18 protein-coding genes and 1 pseudogene are annotated in these 17,976 nt (G+C 38.5%); 7 read left to right on the top strand and 12 right to left on the bottom strand.

All coding sequences use genetic code 11. The annotated features are described in order from the left end of the window. The first annotated feature begins 34 nt into the window (after positions 1-34). Positions 35-562, top strand: a complete 528-nt coding sequence (gene hpf, locus F3G88_RS07710; protein ID WP_012140099.1) for a ribosome hibernation-promoting factor, HPF/YfiA family — start codon at positions 35-37, stop codon at positions 560-562. Between the two features lie 439 nt (positions 563-1,001). Here hpf and rpsR read toward each other — a convergent pair whose 3' ends face one another. From rpsR to F3G88_RS07680, 6 genes are all read right to left on the bottom strand, one after another. Then, positions 1,002-1,262, bottom strand: a complete 261-nt coding sequence (gene rpsR / locus F3G88_RS07705; protein ID WP_021089765.1) for a 30S ribosomal protein S18 — start codon at positions 1,260-1,262, stop codon at positions 1,002-1,004. A 16-nt stretch (positions 1,263-1,278) separates the two neighbouring features. Then, the gene (locus F3G88_RS07700; protein ID WP_021087759.1) at positions 1,279-1,806 is read right to left on the bottom strand and encodes a single-stranded DNA-binding protein; all 528 of its coding nucleotides are present in this window, start codon (positions 1,804-1,806) and stop codon (positions 1,279-1,281) included. A 13-nt stretch (positions 1,807-1,819) separates the two neighbouring features. Next, positions 1,820-2,239, bottom strand: a complete 420-nt coding sequence (rpsF, locus tag F3G88_RS07695) for a 30S ribosomal protein S6 (protein WP_103573239.1) — start codon at positions 2,237-2,239, stop codon at positions 1,820-1,822. 77 nt (positions 2,240-2,316) lie between these two features. Further along, on the bottom strand, positions 2,317-3,315 hold the full coding sequence (gene holA / locus F3G88_RS07690) for a DNA polymerase III subunit delta (RefSeq protein ID WP_149715808.1): 999 nt from the start codon (positions 3,313-3,315) through the stop codon (positions 2,317-2,319). Then, positions 3,308-5,227, bottom strand: coding sequence for an RNB domain-containing ribonuclease (locus tag F3G88_RS07685; protein WP_149715807.1), 1,920 nt, complete (start codon positions 5,225-5,227; stop codon positions 3,308-3,310). The genes holA and F3G88_RS07685 overlap by 8 nt, the downstream gene beginning before the upstream one ends. After that, the gene (locus F3G88_RS07680; RefSeq protein WP_012140069.1) at positions 5,224-6,042 is read right to left on the bottom strand and encodes an HDOD domain-containing protein; all 819 of its coding nucleotides are present in this window, start codon (positions 6,040-6,042) and stop codon (positions 5,224-5,226) included. The genes F3G88_RS07685 and F3G88_RS07680 overlap by 4 nt, the downstream gene beginning before the upstream one ends. Before the next feature lie 147 nt (positions 6,043-6,189). On the opposite strand from F3G88_RS07680, the gene ilvC reads away from it, so the two are divergent. Genes ilvC through ruvX form a run of 4 tightly spaced genes read left to right on the top strand, consistent with a single transcriptional unit; the run spans position 6,190 to position 9,811 of the window. After that, positions 6,190-7,212: a ketol-acid reductoisomerase gene (gene ilvC / locus F3G88_RS07675; protein WP_012140067.1), complete on the top strand. Its 1,023-nt coding sequence runs from the start codon at positions 6,190-6,192 to the stop codon at positions 7,210-7,212. 3 nt (positions 7,213-7,215) lie between these two features. After that, positions 7,216-8,664 (top strand): divergent polysaccharide deacetylase family protein, encoded by a 1,449-nt coding sequence (locus F3G88_RS07670; RefSeq protein WP_149715806.1) that lies wholly within the window; start codon positions 7,216-7,218, stop codon positions 8,662-8,664. After that, positions 8,661-9,431 carry a DNA-processing protein DprA gene (dprA, locus tag F3G88_RS07665; protein WP_149715805.1) on the top strand — a complete coding sequence of 257 codons (771 nt, stop codon included), beginning with the start codon at positions 8,661-8,663 and terminating at the stop codon, positions 9,429-9,431. The genes F3G88_RS07670 and dprA overlap by 4 nt, the downstream gene beginning before the upstream one ends. Beyond that, complete coding sequence (gene ruvX / locus F3G88_RS07660) at positions 9,428-9,811, top strand: Holliday junction resolvase RuvX (RefSeq protein ID WP_149715804.1); 384 nt, start codon at positions 9,428-9,430, stop codon at positions 9,809-9,811. The genes dprA and ruvX overlap by 4 nt, the downstream gene beginning before the upstream one ends. Here the strand turns inward: ruvX and F3G88_RS07655 are convergent. The 6 genes from F3G88_RS07655 to F3G88_RS07625 all read right to left on the bottom strand — a co-directional run bounded on the left by F3G88_RS07655 (position 9,806) and on the right by F3G88_RS07625 (position 14,819). After that, positions 9,806-10,600, bottom strand: coding sequence for a hypothetical protein (locus F3G88_RS07655; RefSeq protein ID WP_149715803.1), 795 nt, complete (start codon positions 10,598-10,600; stop codon positions 9,806-9,808). The two genes, ruvX and F3G88_RS07655, sit on opposite strands and share 6 nt — an antisense overlap. Beyond that, on the bottom strand, positions 10,597-11,619 hold the full coding sequence (queA, locus tag F3G88_RS07650; protein ID WP_103647737.1) for a tRNA preQ1(34) S-adenosylmethionine ribosyltransferase-isomerase QueA: 1,023 nt from the start codon (positions 11,617-11,619) through the stop codon (positions 10,597-10,599). The genes F3G88_RS07655 and queA overlap by 4 nt, the downstream gene beginning before the upstream one ends. After that, a complete protein-coding gene (tatC, locus tag F3G88_RS07645) occupies positions 11,612-12,367 on the bottom strand; it encodes a twin-arginine translocase subunit TatC (protein WP_021092305.1) in 756 nt (251 codons plus the stop codon). The genes queA and tatC overlap by 8 nt, the downstream gene beginning before the upstream one ends. Beyond that, positions 12,367-12,765: a Sec-independent protein translocase protein TatB gene (gene tatB, locus F3G88_RS07640; protein ID WP_012140063.1), complete on the bottom strand. Its 399-nt coding sequence runs from the start codon at positions 12,763-12,765 to the stop codon at positions 12,367-12,369. The genes tatC and tatB overlap by 1 nt, the downstream gene beginning before the upstream one ends. 67 nt (positions 12,766-12,832) lie before the next feature. After that, on the bottom strand, positions 12,833-13,879 hold the full coding sequence (gene hemW / locus F3G88_RS07630; RefSeq protein WP_149715801.1) for a radical SAM family heme chaperone HemW: 1,047 nt from the start codon (positions 13,877-13,879) through the stop codon (positions 12,833-12,835). Positions 13,880-13,934: 55 nt separating this feature from the next. Then, positions 13,935-14,819, bottom strand: a complete 885-nt coding sequence (locus tag F3G88_RS07625; protein ID WP_149715800.1) for a helix-turn-helix domain-containing protein — start codon at positions 14,817-14,819, stop codon at positions 13,935-13,937. Positions 14,820-14,926: 107 nt separating this feature from the next. Here F3G88_RS07625 and F3G88_RS07620 point away from each other — a divergent pair. Together F3G88_RS07620 and F3G88_RS07615 are read left to right on the top strand one after the other, a co-directional pair. Next, positions 14,927-16,883: pseudogene (locus tag F3G88_RS07620) on the top strand (TonB-dependent receptor domain-containing protein). 1 nt (position 16,884) lies between these two features. Beyond that, on the top strand, positions 16,885-17,976 hold the full coding sequence (locus tag F3G88_RS07615; RefSeq protein ID WP_149715799.1) for a PepSY-associated TM helix domain-containing protein: 1,092 nt from the start codon (positions 16,885-16,887) through the stop codon (positions 17,974-17,976).

The raw sequence follows: 17,976 nt of genomic DNA, 5'->3' as shown, positions 1-17,976 counted from the left end.
TATAATCATCTTACTTTCTATAAAGGAGATTGCGATGAACATAAGCATTGTAGGAAAACAATTTGAGCTAACAGAGCCTATCAAAAACTACATCCAAGACGCTTTTGACACCCTTGGCAAGTACAACCTTGACATCATCTCAGCAAGATGCGTAGTAGGAGCAGATGAAAAGCAAGGCAAAAAGGGCTTTAATGCAGAATTTTCTCTAAATATGGCACATAAAGACACGATAGTCGTCCGCCAAAAGGATAAAGATCTCTATGCGGCGATAGATCTTGCTATCGAAAAGGCTTCAAAAGTTTTAAGAAGAGAGCACGACAAGAAATTTACCGTAAAAGGTAAGGCCGATGATAAAGAATTTCGCTCAAGAATAGGTGAAGAAAAGATAGAAGGTGTCGAGGAGATCGTGCCTATGGAGCTTGAAATTTACAAACCTCTTGAGATCGAAGAGGCACTTGATAAACTAAAATCAAGCGATAAACAATTTTATGTATTTAACGATGTCGATGCCAAAATGCGCGTCATTTACAAAAGAACAGACGGAACTTTCGGTCTTTACTAAAACTAGGGGCGCTTTGCCCCTAAATTTATTACCCACTTTTAACTCTTGTTTTAAATTTCAAATTTTATTTTGTGTTGTCTAGCGTTTTGTGTTCTGCAGCTGAAATTTCATGGCAAGCTCTAAATTTAACTTGCTAAATAATATAAGACCGCGTAGCCAAATTTAAAGCCTTCGTGGAATATTTTATTGTTTAAAAGTGGTGTATAAATTTAAGAATTTAGCAAGTGAAATTTATAAAAAACTTTCAAAAACTTGATGAAATTTAAGATGTAAATTTAAAAGACTAGGCAACTTCTAAACAAATTTGGCTAGCTTGGTGATTTTAAAATATTTATAAATTTAAGATTTTGATGAGCAAATTTTATAAAAACTTAGAAATAGTAAAAATAAGAGTTAAATTTAAAAGATTTTAGCCCAAAATAGGGCTAAAATTTATGGATTATAGACCTTCAAAAGGGTTTGTAGCTACGTCTTTGCGATCAACTATGTAAGGTATGATAGCTGCGTGGCGAGCTCTCTTGATCGCTTTTTCTACCATCTCTTGGTATCTTTTTGATGTGCCAGTTAGGCGTCTTGGCATGATTTTAAATCTCTCTGACAAGCAATACTTCAAAAGTGAAGTGTCTTTGTAGTCTATAAAATCAATTTTTGCTTCTGTAAATTTGCAATATTTGCGTGAATATTTTCTTTTTTCTGCCATTTTTTATCCTTTAAAATTAAAACGGTATTTCTTCATTGTTGAAGCTATCAGCATCAACGTCTATATCAGGAACTTCTGAATAACTCTCTTGCTTTCTTTGCGGAGCAGCTTGCGGTCTAGCTTCTTGTTGGCGGTTATATTGGTTATTTTGATATCCGCCTTGCTGTCCGTAGCCACCGCTATTTTGGCTATTCATAGAGTATCCGCCTTGTTGCGTTTGGTTATTTGAGCCAAGCATTTCCATGCTCTCAACGGCGATAGAGTGTTTTGAGCGGTTTTGTCCGTTATTGTCGGTCCATTGGTCAAATTTAAGTCTTCCTTCGATAAGCAGCTTCGATCCCTTGTTGAGATATTGGTTTGCTATCTCTGCACTCTTGCCAAAAAATGATATATCAATAAAGCAAGTCTCATCTCTTCTTTCCCCATTTGAGGTGATTTTGCGTGTCACAGCTATACTAGAATTTCCTATGGCAACGCCGCTAGTAGTATATCTAAGCTCTATATCTCTGGTTAAATTTCCAACTAATACTACTTTATTGAACATTTTTTATCCTTGATTATTCTTCTGTAAATGTTTGCTCGTCTACTTTTTCAGCTCTTGGCTCACGTGGTGCTCTTGGCTCGCGAGTCTCTTTTTTTATAGTTTGCTTGATACCTTTGCAAAGTCTTTCCCAAGCTGCGATTTCGCGTTTGTTTTCATATTTAACGCTTAAAAATCTTATGATATCTTCAGTGATCCTTACGTTTCTTGTAAGCTCTGCAAGAAGTGCTGGTGGAGCTTTGTAGTAGATAACAAAATATGTTCCACGCTCATATTTTTTGATGGCATAAGCTAGTTTTCTAGTGCCCATCTCAACGACAGTAGCGATCTCGCCGCCGTTTTTTGTTATGACTTCTTTTACGAAATCAACCTTAGCTTTAACTTCCTCTTCCGTCAATGTCGGCTTAAGAATAAATAAAAGCTCGTAATGTTTCATTTTTTCTCCTTATGGATATTTAGCTCACTTTGTGAGCAAGGATTTTGCATTAAGCAAGGGTGGATTTTAGCTTAAATTTACTTAATATTTGCTGTTGATATGAGGTGTTGCAGATTTAAAATGATCGATAAGACGAAAATTTCTTTATCCATTTTCGTATTTGTTTTTAACTCTAGCTCGGCTAAATTTAGCGTTTTAAATATCTCCAAATAGGCATTTAAACTTAGCTTTAAGCTATTTGCTTTTAGTAAATTTGCCACATTTACTGGTGGCTGATAACCGATCGCTTCATCTAAATTTAAGCGGCCATTTATCTTGATGTAAGAGTAAATTTTAAATAGCCTAAAAAATGCTTTGTAAAGTGAGTTTAGAAGTAAAATTTCATTAAAATTTGGATCTTCTAAGTAGGTAAAAAAGTCGTTTTTTATATCTTTTAGAGCCATAAATTTATTGAAAAAATCATCAAAATTTATCCCGCCAAGTCCAAAAACCAGCCTTTTTACATCGTCTTGCTCGATGTGAGTGTTTAGGCTCTTTAGTTTTGTAAGTTCGCTTGCTGCAAGGTATAAATTTTCATTATGCGTAAAATAAAGTTCATAAAGTGCATTTTTGGTTATGTTTAGGCCTATCTTAGCCGAGCTTTTAGCTAGTAAATTTATCGCTTCATCTGGGTTTGAGGGCTTGAAAAATCTAGCAAAATTTGCCCCAAAAGCCTTTTGCGTATCAAAAACTAGCTTCATATCGGCTTCATAAAGCTCAAACAAAAAGTAATTGTCCTGGCTTTTTGCGCAAAGCGAGATGAGCTCTTTTAGCTCTTTTGCTGGGATCTTTTTGTCGCTTTTTACATAGAGGATATTTTTGCCGCCAAAAAGCGACTGTTCGCTTAGGTGAGAGCTTGCTTGCACGTAGTTGTACTCGTCAAAATAAAGGCTTAATAAATTTGCATCTTCGCTTGTATAAAAGCTCAAAATTTCCTTGCCAAAAAGCTCGATCTGAAACTCGTCTGCACCAAAAAGCAAGAAGTAGTTGCTTAAATTTGCATTTGCTAAATTTAGCTCCAGATCTTTTCTATACATCGATCTTTCTTACTACTTTTGCAAAAATTTTAGCGCTTGCGATGTCAGCCTCTGTGATCTTTACGACAAGCTTTTGAAGTAAATTTGCACTGTATCCAGTGATGAAAATCCTAGCGCCAACAAAATGATCATCAAGCTTGGCAACCAAAACATTTTGGTTTTCGCTCACGTAGCAGCGCACCTCTTTGCCGATGTTTGCAGCTGCCCAGCGCGCAAATTTCCTATCCATAAAGTCGTAGGCCACCTTGTCCGCCTCTCTTTCAAGCTCGCTTAAGTTTGCGCAGGTGCTTTGGATGTTTAAAAGTAAGAAGTTGTAAAGCTTTTCATCTTTTGAAATTTTAGCCTTTAAAAGTCTGTGCAAAATAAGGTCAGAATAGCGTCTAATAGGGCTTGTAAAGTGCGTGTATCTATCAAATCCAAGCCCAAAGTGGCCTAAATTTTCACTTGAGTATTCAGCCTTTTTTTGAGACTTGATGATGAGCTTATCTATCTCTTCGCGGTTGCCTAGCTCATCGGCCTTTGCTTGGATCTTTCTTATCAAATTTGCAAGGTCACTCTCGTATGTAAAGTCAAGTCCCAAAAGCTGCAAGTCTTCAAGCAAGGTATCTATCTTTTTAAAATCAGGCGAAGCGTGGTTTCTAAAAACGCCCTTTGTGATGAGCTTTGCAGCAGCTTTGTTTGCTAAAAGCATGCAGTCCTCGACTAGTCTATGTGAGTCAGAGTCGCTTTCAAACCTAGTTTGCGAAATTTGACCCTCGTCATCAAGGCTCATTCTAAGCTCTTTTGTCCTGAAGTCAAATGCGTGCAAAAGTCTTTTTTTGCGAAGCTTTGTGGTGAGTTTAAAAAGTGGCTTGACCCATGAAATTTCACACTCTCTTTTGCCCTCTAAAATTTCATCGATCTCATCGTAGTTAAAGCGCCTTTTTGAAAGGATTATCGCCTCAAAAAGCTCCTCTTTTTTTACCTCGTTGTTTGCATCGAGTGAAATTTTAAAACAAAATGCAAGGCGCGGCACGTCTGGCTTTAGTGAGCAGATATTTTCACTTAGCGCTCTTGGCAACATCGGCACTGAGATGTGCGGAAAGTAGATAGAAAAGCCTCTTTTTTTAGCCTCGCTATCAATGGCGCTATATGCGGTCACATACTCGCTTACATCAGCGATTGCAACGTAAATTTCGCGCTTTTTCTCATCAAAATATATGGCATCGTCAAAGTCTTTAGCATCGACTGGATCGATCGTGCAAAACTCTAAATTTCTTAGATCAACCCTGTTTGGATACATGCTAGCATCGACTTCATCGCCAAATGCCTTTGCTTCAAGCTCGCAAGCCTCGCTAAATTTATCATTTTTATTATAAATAGCAAGCGAAATTTTCTCATCGCTTAGCGGATCTTCTAAATTTCCTAAAACCTCGACTATTTCGTTGTTTAGATTGTTTATCTTTAGTAGCGTCCCAAGCGGGAGCATCTTTAGACTTTTTTGAGTTGCTTTTAGGGTTGTGCTTAGCCCAGTTTTTAAATTTACCCCTAAAATGGCCGCCCCAAAGCGTTTTGTATAGACCACGCTTGTCTCATTTGCAAGCTTTAGGCTCATCACTATCTTAGCGCTTTGACGTTTTTTCTTAAGTGGCAAAAGCTTTGCTAGCACGATATCGCCAAGGTGAGAGTTGTTTAAATTTTTATTTTCGACGATGATATCTTGCTTGTAGCGCTTGTCAAATGGCATGATAAAGCCAGTTGCGTTTTGGCTGATGTCTAGCTTGCCACAGACGTAGCCGTTGTTTAGGTAAAATTTATCTTTATGTAAGCTTACGGCACCAAGGTTTAGGAGATTACGTAAGACCTCTTTGTCTTCGTTTGATATCTCTTTTTCTTTGATGCCAACGAGAAGTGATGTTAAAAATTCTTTCACAAATTATCTTTGACTTTGCTAACAGCCATTAAAAATGTATCTCTCTCAAAGCCATATTCGTTTATAAGAAGTGTTGCGTTATTTACGCTCACATCATCAAGCTGGTTAAAGATATTAACCGCTGTTTTTACTACTTTTAACGCTCTTGCGTACTCTTTTATATGGTCAGGTGCCTCTTCTGGAGTGTTTGAGTAGAGGATAGAATTTCCAAGCTCGATCTCTAAATTCCACTGCTCAAAAATTTTAGCCGTGACCTCTTCGTTTGTGATGTCTAAAATTTCAGACTCTAAAAGCGCAAGATCATAGGTAGATGAAATTTGTTTTAGCTTTGTTTTAAACTCGGCAACTTGGTTATTTTCTGTGAGTTCATGAGCTAAAACGATCTTGCCGACTTCAAGCATAAATGAAGCAGGAGAGAGAATTTCTAAATTTTTAGGTTTTATCTTAGAGTACCAGTGGTACATCAAAGCATTTTGCATGATTGAGATATTTAAAAAATCTTGTGCGGTAATGTCATATGGCTCTAAATTTATAGAAAAGGTCTTTTTAATGGCACTTGATAGCGCAAAACCGCGGATAGTAGCCATACCAAAAAGTGAAATGGCTCTTGCGATAGTTGTGATCTCTTGAGAAAATCCGTAAAGTGGTGAGTTTGCTGAACGCAAAATATTTGCTGTTAGCATAGGGTCTTTTTCGACCACTTTTGTGAGGTCATTTATCGAGCTATTTTCGTCAGCATGTAGGCGCTGGATCTGTATGACAGTGTCGTCTAGTGGCGGAAGCGCTTTGATTTTTTTAAAAATTGATTCATTCATGTAAAGTGACTCTTTTGGTTAAAAATTTTGTCACATTATAGCAAAAAGCTGCAGCATAAAACTTAAAGATACTTTTTTGCTCTTTTTCAGCAACGTTTTTGTTGCTAAAATGTATAATTTCGCCAAATTTTAACAATAGGAGAAACAATGGCTATAAATGTTTATTATGATAAAGACTGCGATTTAAGCCTCATTCAGAGTAGAAAAGTAGCAATCATCGGCTTTGGCTCACAAGGTCACGCACACGCTGAAAATTTAAGAGACAATGGTGTAAGTGTCGTAATCGGTCTTGTAAAAGGCGGCAAAAGCTGGGCAAAAGCTGAGGCAAAGGGCTTTGAAGTAAAAACTGTAAGTGAAGCTACAAAAGGTGCTGACGTGATTATGATCCTAACACCGGACGAGCTTCAAGCTGAAATTTATAAAAATGAGATCGAGCCAAATTTAAAAGATCACGCTGCTATCGCATTTGGACATGGTTTTAACGTTCATTTTGGACAGATCAAAGCTCCAGCAAACATAGATGTCATCATGATCGCTCCAAAAGCTCCAGGACACACAGTTAGAAGCGAATTTTTAAGAGGTGGCGGCATACCTGATCTTATCGCTGTTGAGCAAAATGCAAGTGGAAAGGCTAAAGAGATCGCTCTAAGCTATGCTTGCGGCATAGGTGGCGGTAGAACTGGCATCATTGAGACAACATTTAAAGATGAAACTGAAACAGATTTATTTGGTGAGCAAGCTGTGCTTTGCGGTGGTCTTTGCGCACTTGTAAATGCTGGCTTTGATACACTTGTAGAGGCTGGATATGAGCCTGAGATGGCGTATTTTGAGTGCTTACACGAGCTAAAACTAATCGTTGATCTAATGTATCAAGGTGGCATGGCTGATATGCGCTACTCTATCTCAAACACAGCTGAATACGGCGACTACGTAAGCGGCGTAAGAGTAGTTGGCGAAGAGAGCAGAAAAGCCATGAAAGAAGTTTTAAAAGAAATTCAAAATGGCAAATTTGCAAAAGACTTCATCCTAGAGAGAAAAGCAGGATATGTTAGAATGAATGCTGAGCGCGGTATAGCCGAGAGAAGCTTGTTAAATAAAACTGGTAAAAAACTTCGCGCAATGATGCCTTGGATAACTAACGGCAAACTTATAGATCAAAGCAAAAACTAAGCCTTGAGCGAAAAAAAGACTACAAAGAAGCGTCCTGCGAAAAAGAGTGCAGGTCGCTCTCATAATAAAATTTTACTTGGTATCGGCGTCATCGCTGCTATTTTGATAGTGGCACTCATCGCAGCTCTTAGCATCAAAAACAAAGATATTGAGCAGATAAGCAAGGTAAATGAGCCAAAAAGTGAGAAGCAAATTTCAAAAAAAGCTGAGCAAAAAGTTGCTAGCAAAGACAAAAAACAAGAGTATGAGAAGAGAAAATATCCTCTAAAATTTGATGAAGATGAAAATTTAAGTAAAATTTTTACCGACCCTAAACATAAAAGTGAGCTTGCTCTAAAGCCAAAAACTGAGCCAAAAGAGCAAAAAAAGATAACTCCTGAGATAAAAACTGAAGTAAAAGTAGAAACTAAAAAAGAAGAGCCAAAAAAAGAGCAAAACGATACTAAAAATTTGCTTGCAAATTTATATAAAAATATGCAAAGTAGTGTAGATGCAAGCTCTGAAGCAAAGAGTGAAGAAAAGCCTGAGCAAAAGGTCGAACAAGTAATCGAGCCATTTTATGCAGGCAAAAATGAGGCAAAAACAGAGACAAAGACAGAACAAAACAAAAGCGCTGAAGCAAATTTAAGCATAAAAGAAAATTTAAAGCATAGTGAAAATTTAAAACCAGAACCTGTTAAAAAAAGCGAGACCGAGCCTGGTAAAAAAGATAAAAAGCAAATTTACAGCGAAAAACCGCAAAAAGAGAGTGCGAAAAAAGATGACTTCGCTGTGGTGCCATTTACTCCAAATAGCAGCGTAAAAGGGCGTGCAAAGCTGGTGCTAATAATCGATGATGTGGCGACATTTGAGCACGCTAGCATGGTGAAGTCAATCGGTCTAAAGATAACACCGTCCATTTTCCCAGCGACAAAAACTCATCCAGATACGCCAAACATCGCTAGAACGTTTGAGTTTTATATGATACATCTGCCAATGCAAGCAAAGCACTTTGATAGTCCAGAGATAGGCACGCTCACGGTAAATGAGAGCTTTGAGAGTATGCATGAAAAGATAAAAAAGATACGAAGAGACTTCCCGCGCGCAAAATATACAAACAACCACACGGGATCACGATTTACTAGTGATTATGACGCGATGGATAAGGCGTATAGAGCGCTGATAGAGCAGGGATTCATCTTTGTTGATAGTAAGACGATCGCTCAAACTGCGGTGGCAAGGGCTGCTAAAAAGTATAATCAGCCTTACATTTCAAGAGATATATTTTTAGATGATGATCCATCGGCTAATGCGGTTAGGCGTGAGCTTGTGGCTGCTGTAAATTTAGCCAAAAAGAGGGGCTACGCGATCGCCATTGGGCATCCAAAGAAAAACACGATCGCAGTGATAAAAGCTAGCAAAAACAATATCTTAAAAGATGTAGAAGTTGTTTATCTAAAAGATATTTTATGAAGCTTGAAATCATCCCAGAGGCGCTAAATAGGCTAAAAAATCCCCCAAAAGAGCTAAATTTCATAGGTGACACCTCGCTTCTTAGCATGCCAAAAGTAGCAGTCGTTGGCTCAAGAAAGGCAAGCGTTTATACAAAAGAGTGTGTCACGGCACTTTGTGCAGCGCTAAAAAGTGCAAATGTCTGCGTGGTAAGTGGTGGAGCTATCGGCGTGGATATCACGGCGCACAAGGCTGCCATGCCACGAACTATCGGTGTTTTTGCAAATGGACTTGACATCATCTATCCAGCGCAAAATAAAGCAGCGATAAAAGAAATTTATGAAAAAGGCTTGGCTCTAAGCGAGTATGACGAGGGCGAGCCGCCGATCGCTTATAGATTTTTAGAGCGAAACCGCATAGTTGTGGGGCTTGCGCAAGCTCTTGTGGTCGCACAAGCTGATCTAAGAAGTGGCTCTATGCAAAGTGCAAGGCTTGCAAATGAGCTTAAAATCCCTCTCTTTGTCCTGCCTCAGCGCATAAATGAGAGCAATGGGACAAATGCCTTGCTAGCTAGCAAAAAGGCCGAGCTTATCGATGATTACGTTAAATTTGCCTCGCTTTTTGGTGAGGTAAAAGAGCAAGAAAAAACAAGCGATGAGATCTTGAAATTTTGCAAAAACGGAGTTAGCCTTGATGAAGCATTGTCTAAATTTGGTGAGATCATCTACGAGTACGAGCTTGATGGGCTAGTTGAAATTTCAAATTTAAGAGTAAAAAGCGCGCTATGAGAGAGAAATTTATGGCGATCGATGTTGGACTAAAGCGCATAGGGCTTGCTTTTGGCTTTGGCGAGGTCGTGACGCCCCTTGAGCCAGTTCTTAGAAAAAACAGAAACCAAGCCGCAAGAGATGTGAGCCAAAAAGTAAATGAATACGCTCCAAACACGTTAGTGGTAGGCGTGCCAATCGGTGGTAGTAGCGAAGACGAGATGAGAAGGCGCATAGAGCATTTTGTTTCGCTTCTTGACGTGCAGGCTAATATCGTCTATCAAGATGAGGCCTTTAGCAGCAGCGAGGCAAGTGAAATTTACACAAACACAAAGCGAGATGGCAGGCTTGATAGCGTCTCAGCCGCCATTATCTTAAAGAGATACCTAAAAATTTTATAAATTTCTAGCCACTACCCCTAAAGTCTCGTGCAAACTATCGCTAGTAAATGGCTGTCTAAGCGTAGTCATCTTCTCGCTTTTGATGCTTTTGGCTTCATCCTTGCTGATGATGACGATGTAGAAATTCTTAAGCTTTTGATAAGTTAGCATCTCATCAAGCCTTGTTTTGTCGCTTAGATACTCCTTTTGCACGAAGATGATGTCTGGCTTAAAAATGGCATCTTTTATGTGTAAATTTAAACTCTCAAAGCTCTTTTGCTTGCTGAGCTTTAGCCCTGTAAAGCTTAGCTCATGACTTAGCGTTAAAAATAAATTTTCATCATCGCAAGCTATTATCGCATTTTTGCCTAAGAGGCTTGCTATCTCGACGCTTTGCCTTTTAAATGTCCCGCTTTTTGGTAGTGGCACGCTTATGCTTATATTAAAGCCGTCCTCTGCTTTGCTCATCTTGGCATTTAGCTCTTTTAGTAGCTCGCCAGCTTCTTTTACTAGCCTCTCATTTGGCTTTTGCGGGCATGAAGTGCATCTTATATGTATGTCAAAATGCACCAAACTTAGGCTGTAGCTTACTAGAGTAAAGGATATGAGCAATTTTGAGCTGCTAACGCTATTTAGGTAAAATTTGCTTAAATTTTTGATCGCGCCTATTAGCTTGTGTGCTTCAAAGCTTAGATAGCGTGGGTAGTTTGGATTGTAGTTAAAGACGATGGCGTTATCTCTAGTGGTTGCGTCCTTAAAAAGTGCCTCTAAAAAAAGCTCCATTTGCGCGACAAAATCGACATTTTTCATATCACAAGCATCCCATCGCCATATGAGTAAAATCTATACTTTTCGCTAACCGCCGTTTCATAAACCCTCATCGTCTCTTCAAGCCCTATGAAGCTAGTAACTAGCATTATCAGTGTTGATTTTGGTAGGTGAAAATTTGTTAAAAGGTAGTTTTGTCTGATAGGTTTATTGTTCAGATTTAAAAATAGCTTGCAAAAGCCGCTTGGCTGCTTGCTTCTAGCAAACTCTTCAACGCATCTAGTCACAGTCGTGCCAACGCCAAGGATGGGCTTATTTGAGCTTATGATCTCTTGAGCTTTTTCGCTTAACTCGTAGAATTCTGAGTGCATCTTGTGGTCATTTATATTTTGGCACTCCACGCCCTTAAATGTCCCAGCGCCCACGTGAAGCGTGATATAGGCGACCTCGTGTTTTACCTTTATTCTCTCTAGCATCTGCTCGCTAAAGTGCAGACTAGCTGTTGGGGCTGCCACTGCGCCGCTATTTTTGGCAAATATGCTTTGATACCAGCTCTCATCGTCCTTTGTATCAGCCCTTTTGATATATGGCGGAAGCGGGACATGACCGATCTTTTCAAGCTCGCTAAAAAGTTGCGCCGTATCTAAAATAACGTCATTTTTGGTGAAATTTACCACTCTTGAGCCATCATCGTTTAGCTCAAGCACATTTACCTTTATATCATCAGCAAAATTTAAAACGCTACCAACGCTTACTCTGCCCCTTATATAGACGCTAAATTTATTATAATTAAGCGGTTGATTTAGCATCACTTCGCAGGCTCCGCCACTTTGTTTATGTCCTAAAATGCGGGCCTTAACTACCTTTGTATTGTTAAAAATGACCGCCGCGTCCTCTGGGATGAGGCTGGCTAGATCTTTAAATTTATAGTGTTTTATCTCTTTTGTTTTTTTAAAATAAACAAGCAATCTTGCCTCTTCTTTGGGTAAAACTGGCTCTTTTGCTATGAGCTCACTAGGCAAAAAATAATCATAACTTGAGATGTCGTTTATATCACTCATCGTCTGCGTCGCTATTTGTGTCGCTATCTTGCTCATCGTCGTCGCTTTTGCCGGCTCTTTTGGCGACTATTATTGAAATTCCATAAAGTCCGATGAGTGGCAGTGCCATTAAAATTTGACTTATAACATCTGGCGGTGTGACGATGGCTGCAAAGATAAAGATGACGACTACTGCGTATCTGAAATAATCTTTTAGCATCTTGTCATCGACAAGTCCTATCTTTGCTAAGAAAAATGTAATGACTGGCAGCTCAAATGAAATTCCAAAGCCGATCAGTAGTTTTGTAAAAAAGCCAACGTATTCGCCGATGCTTGGCAGTGCCGTAAAGAGCTGACCGCCAAAATTTACCAAAAATGTAAAACCAAGCGGGATGACCACATAGTAGCAAAACGCCGCCCCGCACGCAAACATAAATGAAGCAGAGAGGACAAATGGGATCACATATTTTTTTTCATTATCATAAAGTCCAGGTGCGACAAATAGCCAAAACTGCCAAAAAATGATAGGCAAAGCAAGCACCAGGCCAGCAAAAAATGCGACCTTCATCGCAGTGAAAAATGGCTCTTGGATCTGTGTAAAGATGATGTTTGAGCCAGCTGGCAAGACCTGCTTTAGCGGCTCGCTCATCCATGCAAGCAGTGGATTCCAAAATGTAAAACAGATGCCAAAACAGACAAAAACGCTTACTATGCTTATAAAAAGCCTCTTTCTAAGTTCGATCAAATGGGGTCTTAGCTCTTCAAACATCACGCCTCTTTTTTATCGTTTAAGATCGCATCTTTAACTAAATTTGTTGGATTTTGTATATTTTCTACCGTTTTTTTCGTGTCGCTCACGACGTTTTGTATGCTCTCAGTGACGTCGCTTGCGCTTTTCTTGATCTCGTCAAGCTCTTCAAAAGTGAGTTTTTTACGTACGCTTTGAGCGCTTTGGGTTATGCTCTCTTTATATTTTTGAGCGTCCTCTTTTAGCTCGGCTATCTTCATCTCTTGATCAAATGTTGATTTTGCGTCGTTTATGCCTTTTTTAAACATCTTTAGAAATTTGGCGATCTGCACCATAGCGCTTGGCAGCTTGTCAGGGCCCAAAACTAGCACTGCGATCACGGCGATGACCAAGATCTCAGAAAAACTCATTCCAAACATTTTTGCCTCTGTTAAATTTTATTTAAGCTTTGTATTTTATCTTGACTTTGCTCAAATTTTTATAAATTTAGCTCTCGATAAAGAGTGCGATCTCATCGCTTAGTAAGAAATTTGGGTTGTAAAATTTGCCATTTTTAAAGAGTAGTTTTTTATTTTCTACAAGCAAATTTGCTCTTTTTTTCTGTGCCTCATTTAAGCGTCCAGCCTCTACACCTACGATGCTTCTAAGCCCTAAAAATATATGCTCTCTTACTAGCTCGCTTGGGCTTAAAATTTCTCTTTCTCTATGTGTTGGCTGCGTGATATAGGCGTCTATGCTGTTTTTGGCGTAGTATCTGGTGCCATCAACAAAGCCCACGCTAAAAGCCCCCACGCCAAGGTAGTTTTTGCCTTGCCAGTAGCCAAGATTGTGCCTGCAAATTTCTCCAAAATTTGAAATTTCATATTGCCCAAAGCCAGCTTGCTCTATTTGCTCTATCATAAATTTAGACAAAGTGTCGCTACCCTTTTTATAGCTTTTTTTGCCAGCAAATGGGGTATTTTCTTCAAGTGTGAGCGAGTAGGCACTTAGATGCGTGATAGCAAGGCTTTTTAGATTTTCAGTCTCAGCTAAAAGGCGCTTTTTGGTATCAAATTTAGTGTCATAGATGAGGTCTAAATTTATGCTCTTAAAGCCAGCTGCATGGGCATTTTCAACTGCTTTAAAAATTTGCTCCCTGCTGTGTATGCGCCCTAGAAATTTAAGCTTATCTTCAAAAAAGCTTTGAGCGCCAAAGCTTATGCGGTTTGCGCCTAAATTTTTTACATGCTTTAGCCAGGCTAAATTTGCTGAATTTGGATTTGCTTCAAGTGTGATCTCAGTTTTGGGCGTGCAAAGTGGAGCTAAAATGCTAAAAATTTCATCATAAAGCCTAGCACTTACCGCACTTGGTGTGCCGCCTCCAAAAAAAATGGTTGAAATTTCTTTTACATTTTGGCTTTTTAGCTGGAAATTTAGATCAAGGCAAAGCGCTTTAAAGTAGGCGCTAGTCTTGCTAAATTCGTCATCGCTTGAGCCAAAGGCGCAGTAAGGACACTTGCTCTCGCAAAATGGCACGTGGATATAAACTTGCAAATTTCTCTCTTTTTTAAATTTTGGCGATTATAAGAAATTTGGCATTTAGCGCAGTTTAAAAGTAGCTTTTTTGCCTTATTAGCTCGCTTGGTAAAAAGCCAAAAGTGCCTTTAAAAATTTTTGCAAAATGCGCTGCATTTGTGTAGCCAACGATGCTGGCAGCCTCTTTTATGCTGATATCATTTTGCTTTAAAAGGGCAAATGCCAGCTTTAGCCGCTCTTTTGCTAAAAGCTGATAGATCGTATCTTTGAAAAAGAGTTTAAAATTTTTCTTAAGCCAAAAGTCATTAGTGCCGCAAAGATGCGCTAGCTCCTTGATGCTTGGGGGATTTTGCATGCGAGTAAGTAAGATTTTCTTAGCCTTTAAAAGCACTTTTTCTTCGTCACTGCTAAAATAAATTTTCTCATCTTTTAAAGCTTTGCTCTTGTAGATAAGCTCTAAAATTTTTGACTCTATAAAAATTTCTCTCATCATGCCATCATATAAATTTGTCGTCTCAAGCTCATTTAAAACGCAAATTTGAGCCTTATCTTTTTTGTATTTTATAAGATCAAATTTCTCTTCAAGTCTAAGCTCACTAAAAATTTCAAGCTTATTTGCATAGTTTTCTTCAAAAAGCAAGGTTTTGGTTTTATAAAATTTATTTTGATATTCAAAAACGCCTTTTAAACTGTCATTTACCAGTCCTATGCAAAACTCATCCCTGCTTAAAAGATACTCTTTTTTATCAAGCTTGAAGCAAAGATTATCTTTTGCTTCATTAAACATCAAAAATAGATATTTTCTATCTCCCTCGCTCTCTCTTTTTATGATATCGTTGCATAAAATCTCGCTTTTTAGGTAGCTGATGCCATTATTTTGTTTAAAAAATTCTACATTTATCCGCTTGTTGCTTTGTGAGATTTTACTTATGCCATATCTTTTATCTAAATTTATCATTTTATCCCTTGAGCGTTAAATTTAATCCCTCTAGCGTTATGTCTGATATTGATAACGATTATTTTATTTTAGTAAAATGTGATTTAAATTTTAATAAGGAGTTTTTTGTGAGAAGTATATTAAAAATTTCTATTTGTACGGCAGTTTTTATAAATTTACCGCTTTTTGCAAATGAAGATAAAGTTCTGCCAGAGGTTAAAGTAGTGAGTGCAACTGGCTTTGAGCAAAACATAAAAGACGCCCCTGCAACGCTTAGCGTCATCACTCAAGATGCGCTAGAAAAGAGAAATCACAAGGACGTTGAGAGCATGGTAAAAGACGTGCCAAGCCTTTTTGGAACGACTCCCGAAGCGGCAAATAGACGAGGAATTTCTATACGCGGATTCTCTCCAAGATTTACTAAAATTTTAGTAAATGGCATGCCAGTGCCAGGAGATAACGCTTATAAGGGGCTAAGAAGTGTTGGAGGCTCATATAGTTTCATCCCGCCAGCAAGTGCGATAAGCCGTATCGAAGTGATACGCGGTCCTATGCTCGCTTTATGGCAGTGACGCACTGGGCGGTGTGATAAACATCATAACAGATGAGTTTAGTAATGAATTTAGTGCAAATCTTGGCTCAAGCTATAAATTTGCTAGAAATAAAAATATAAGCGGCGAGTTTTACAACAGTCTCTATCTACACTCTGGGCTAATAGACGATGTTTTAAGTGTTTCTGTTTATGGCAAAAATTTGAACAAGTCAGAGGATAAAATCTCATACGCAAACAGAGAGCAAAAAGATAGAAATTTTGGCACGAAGCTCTTTTTTAGGCCAAATGAAAACAATGACATCACGCTCGAGCTTGCAAGAAGCGACGTGAAATATAAAAGAAGCAAAGGCAAAACTTTAGCATCTGGCACAAATAATAGCTCAGTCGATCTTGAGCGCATAAAAGGCGATATGATAAATTTAAGCCACGAAGCAAGGCTTGATGATATCTTGCTTCAAAGCTACCTCTATTACGGCAAGATAAAAGAGATCGCTCAACAAAATTTGACGCTAAAAACACTAAATTTTGATACAAAAGGTTCATATTTTACTGATAACAACGCCTTTACTTTAGGGTTAAACGCCAAAAAAGAAAAACTTGACGAAAAGGCTACCACAGCAGACGCTGCAAATGTAAAAAGATATGACATTTCGCTTTACGGCGAGGATGACTACCACCTTACAAAAGAGTTTATCTTAAGCACTGGCATTCGCTATAACTACGACGAGAACTATGGCTCGCACGTTTCGCCAAGAATTTATGGTATCTACAGCTTTAACGACTTTTTTGCCCTAAAAGGCGGAGTTAGCACAGGATATGCGACACCTGACATCAAACAACGCACGCAAGATCTTGCTATGCCATTTGCTGGAGGGCTTGGAGCACAGCTTGGCAGAAGTGATCTTAAGCCAGAGACAAGCGTGAGCTATGAATTTGGCGGTGTTTATAATGACAATGAAGGCTTTGAAGCATCGCTAACTGGCTTTTACACAAGCTTTAAAGATATGCTAGGCACAGAGCGTATCTGCACTCCAAGACCTGGCAACCCTTGCGCGCATAAAGGCAAAATTTATCGCCGTGGGATTTGGGAGAGTGTAAATGTCGGTAAGGCTGAAATTTACGGAGTTGAGCTAACAAATGAATGGCAAGTCACAAACGCTCTTAGGCTAAATCAAAGCTATGTTTATACAAAATCAAAACAAAAAGATGGAGCGGAGATAGGCAAAAGTTTAAACAACTATCCGCTTCATACATTTAAATTTGGAGCGAACTACGAGCTAAACAGATGGCTAAATTTCTGGTCTCAGATAAATTATTATGGTAGGACTAAAAACTCATTTAGCTATGCTGATGACATCAGACCTTACGTGATCGCCGATCTTGGCATAAACTACAACGTAACAAAGAATTTCAGCCTAAATTTGAGCGTTTATAACCTCTTTAATGAGTACTTTACGACAAGATCTGGCAGATACGACATCTTGATAGCTGACGGACAAAAGATCGAGCTTGGTTTTAATCTAAAGTTTTAAAATGATAAAAATTTTGAAAAAATTTCATCTTATCTTGGCTTTTATCTTTGCCTTGCCGCTTCTTGTGCTTGGCATTAGCGGGGCGATCATCTCGTATCACGATGAGATAATTGATATCTTTAGCAAAGATGAGGTTGTGGCTGGTAAAAAGCCTTTAGACATAGATGAAATTTTAAAAATTTTTAGCAAGAGCGAGCCAAATTTTAATCTTAGCTACCTAAAGATAAAATCAGAGGCAAACAAGGCTTACGTCATAAGCGGAACTAGTGAAAACGGCGAGTTTGAGTCGTTTTTTGTAGATCCTTATACTGGAGAAATTTCTGGCAAAAATAGCGCAGAGAAATTTATAGGGCTGGTTTTAAATTTGCATAAAAACTTAGCCCTTTCGCTTTTTAAAAATGAAAATTTGAGTAAATTTGCAAGCGAGCTAGTAGCACTCTCTACGCTTGCGTTGCTTTTTATCTTGATAAGCGGGGCGGTGATATATTTTTGGAGATTTAGAAGCAGGGTGGGGGATGCTTTTAAGCTAAATTTAAAAGCAAGAAAATTTGCGTTTTTGTATTCATTACACGGCTTTTTGGGTATCTATCTTGGCGCCGTTTTAAGCGTGATTTGCATTAGTGGGCTTTACTTTTCTTACGAGAGCTTTGCTAAGGTTATAAATCAAATTTGTGGCGAAGAAAAGGTCTTTAAAAAGCCAAATTTTACAAACAAAAATGGCTTTAGCTTAAGCGACGAGCAAAAGGTGGCAAACCTTAAAAAAGCTTATGAAATTTTCATCTCTAAATTTGGAGATGAGTTTGAGGCTTTAAATTTTATAGCAAATAGCGGCGGCGTCAAATTTATGCTCTTTTACCTGCCAAAAGGTGCTAGCGAGAGAGATGGTGCTAGGCTTTTAGTCGATACAAAAAGCGAGCAAATTTCAAAAAATGCTATGCCAAAGTCGTTTGAAATTTATAAATTTATGCTTGACTTACACGCTGGATATATCTTTGGTGAGCTTGGTAAATTTATATTTTGTCTAGCATCATGCGGTGTGGTTTTACTGCTTTTTAGTGGAGGTGCGATTTATTACAAACGGCGCAAAAACTAA

Source organism: Campylobacter concisus (assembly GCF_902460675.1).
GTDB lineage: Bacteria > Campylobacterota > Campylobacteria > Campylobacterales > Campylobacteraceae > Campylobacter_A > Campylobacter_A concisus_AJ.
The sequence above is the reverse complement of the archived record's forward strand: the minus strand, read 5'-3'. Positions and strand labels throughout refer to the sequence as shown.

Coding starts and splice junctions, on each gene's coding strand:
- F3G88_RS07700 (WP_021087759.1), bottom strand. CDS start 1,806: ATGTTCAATAAAGTAGTATTAGTTGGAAATTTAACCAGAGATATAGAG.
- F3G88_RS07625 (WP_149715800.1), bottom strand. CDS start 14,819: ATGATAAATTTAGATAAAAGATATGGCATAAGTAAAATCTCACAAAGC.
- hpf (WP_012140099.1), top strand. CDS start 35: ATGAACATAAGCATTGTAGGAAAACAATTTGAGCTAACAGAGCCTATC.
- ilvC (WP_012140067.1), top strand. CDS start 6,190: ATGGCTATAAATGTTTATTATGATAAAGACTGCGATTTAAGCCTCATT.
- tatC (WP_021092305.1), bottom strand. CDS start 12,367: ATGTTTGAAGAGCTAAGACCCCATTTGATCGAACTTAGAAAGAGGCTT.
- holA (WP_149715808.1), bottom strand. CDS start 3,315: ATGTATAGAAAAGATCTGGAGCTAAATTTAGCAAATGCAAATTTAAGC.
- F3G88_RS07615 (WP_149715799.1), top strand. CDS start 16,885: ATGATAAAAATTTTGAAAAAATTTCATCTTATCTTGGCTTTTATCTTT.
- ruvX (WP_149715804.1), top strand. CDS start 9,428: ATGAGAGAGAAATTTATGGCGATCGATGTTGGACTAAAGCGCATAGGG.
- rpsR (WP_021089765.1), bottom strand. CDS start 1,262: ATGGCAGAAAAAAGAAAATATTCACGCAAATATTGCAAATTTACAGAA.
- F3G88_RS07680 (WP_012140069.1), bottom strand. CDS start 6,042: ATGAATGAATCAATTTTTAAAAAAATCAAAGCGCTTCCGCCACTAGAC.
- tatB (WP_012140063.1), bottom strand. CDS start 12,765: ATGTTTGGAATGAGTTTTTCTGAGATCTTGGTCATCGCCGTGATCGCA.
- queA (WP_103647737.1), bottom strand. CDS start 11,619: ATGAGTGATATAAACGACATCTCAAGTTATGATTATTTTTTGCCTAGT.
- F3G88_RS07655 (WP_149715803.1), bottom strand. CDS start 10,600: ATGAAAAATGTCGATTTTGTCGCGCAAATGGAGCTTTTTTTAGAGGCA.
- rpsF (WP_103573239.1), bottom strand. CDS start 2,239: ATGAAACATTACGAGCTTTTATTTATTCTTAAGCCGACATTGACGGAA.
- dprA (WP_149715805.1), top strand. CDS start 8,661: ATGAAGCTTGAAATCATCCCAGAGGCGCTAAATAGGCTAAAAAATCCC.